Below are 1,886 nucleotides of genomic sequence, written 5' to 3' on the forward strand. Positions count from 1 at the left end.
TGCTGCTACAAACTACCATGGGGAACAATAACAAACTCTCAATCCAAGGATTAATCGGTGGGATCTATTGAGGCTAACTTACTCAACAGATCCCACCGTGGTCATTGGCCACAATGGATTTAAAAACTGCTGGACTAGAACAGAATTGACTTTGATATCGATTACCAACCTAAATACTTGCCAGTGGGGTAGAATTTTGCCAATCAGCCTCCTATGATTCCCTTGTAATGCGGGCATATCAGTGCTTGGAGTTATGTCACAGAAGACTTTCAGGAGATTGAACATCCCTTGCAGTAAGATAATTTCCGTTTTTTTTGCTCCCACCGAGACTGATAAGTTTGACGATAGCACATCATTCCGGAAATAGCTGCTATCCTGTTCAATGCCTTCAGTGCCAACACCAGTGTCGGAGGTGTCAGATCTAAGACCCCTAAGCAATCTGTTCGAGATAGTTAACCCACAGCACTGCCAGCAATGGCTAGGGTCGTCAGTGGGTTTTAAACCTACTGCTTTTAGGTTCAATTTCCTAAGCACCCCTGAAAAGCTCTTAGTAAAAAGCTGGATTAGAGAACGCGGCGATGGCTTCCGCTTTCCTAATGGTATGTTCATGAGTATGTCGGATGATTTTTTCAAAGTTGATGCTGTTGTGAAACCTAATGTTACACCTAATTTTTCACAATACCAGAGCCTTGCCTAAATAGACTAAGCGCAGATGAGCGTGAAAGATTGATCCTATTTCAGGCTCGTTGCAACAACAAATACAAACCCTTTTTAAATTCCTCTGTCTTTAGACAGAAAACTTTTCTGTTGTCTGAAGTAAATCCCCAAACACTTAGACACCGAAACAGATGAGCACCTGAATTTAAAAATATTCTAGAGTTTTTATCTAGAGTTTCTATGTGGCTATCTACTGAGCTGATCGAGAGCAAGTAGATCGACTCAGCCCGATTCGCCATAAAGCCGATGGCGTCTAGCGTGAACTAGTTACAAGTTCTATTCAAAAAACTGGCTCAGTCAGCGGAAACAATAAAATCACTAGCTTGAGCATAGTTACCCTCTTTGATTCTTTCAAAAAAGACTAATCCAAAGTTGGATTGGTTTGGCTGTTTGGTTTATGAAGTTATATTTCACGCTGATGATCTTGAACGTGAAACTTTGTTCATCTACAAAAGGCAATCTAGTAAATTCAAGGGGTAGTTGTCAAGCGAAACTCACATTTCTTTTCTACATTCACATTTTATTCATACTTTTTTCACAGAATTACCAAATTTAGACAAATTTCACACAATCTTCACGTAATCTTGAGTAAACTGACAAGGAAATCTCGGGTATATATGTCACCCTAATCAACTTAAAGGAAACTTTAATGAAATCTTTACTATATGTTTACTAAAACTTGATCCACCCCCAATGTCAATTTGTAAATTTTTGTGACAAAGATCATGGTTAATCTCTCCCCTCTGACCCCTCTTCCGGTCTATTCTCCCTCTGGGGCTAGTGAACTAAGGAACTTCGTCAAGTGTAGTGGGATCAGTGACCAATTACCAATTACCAATTACCAATTACCAATTACCCTCAATCATTGCATGAATCAGCAACGCCCTTCCTCTTGCCGATTGTCTTGGCTTTATGAAGTCATAGAGATTGCGATAGTTGAACATCGGAGGTGGCCTCAGGGAAAGGCAACCACGAGATTGACTAATCTGTTAGGTTAATGCGCCGTGGAAGTGTTAAAATCAACCATCATCTGTCTTTTTACTAACCTATTCCTATGAGGCGGTTAAGACAACTCTTCCAAAAACTTAGAGATGCAGGCAAAGATGAGAATTTTTTATACGGGCTAAATCTGTTCGAGGGTTTTGTTTCCAAAGTTCTTTCTTTGGTGA

At 40.0% G+C, this 1,886-nt stretch carries 2 protein-coding genes; one reads left to right on the forward strand and one right to left on the reverse strand.

Annotated elements, in window-relative coordinates; all coding sequences use genetic code 11:
• Positions 1–78 precede the first annotated feature (78 nt).
• Positions 79–609, reverse strand: a complete 531-nt coding sequence (locus F6K49_RS44860; protein ID WP_293108529.1) for a hypothetical protein — start codon at positions 607–609, stop codon at positions 79–81.
• A gap of 821 nt (positions 610–1,430) precedes the next feature.
• Between F6K49_RS44860 and F6K49_RS44865 the strand changes: the two genes are divergently transcribed.
• Positions 1,431–1,715: a hypothetical protein gene (locus tag F6K49_RS44865; RefSeq protein WP_293108532.1), complete on the forward strand. Its 285-nt coding sequence runs from the start codon at positions 1,431–1,433 to the stop codon at positions 1,713–1,715.
• Positions 1,716–1,886: the final 171 nt, after the last annotated feature.

This window comes from Moorena sp. SIO3I6 (genome assembly GCF_010672095.1).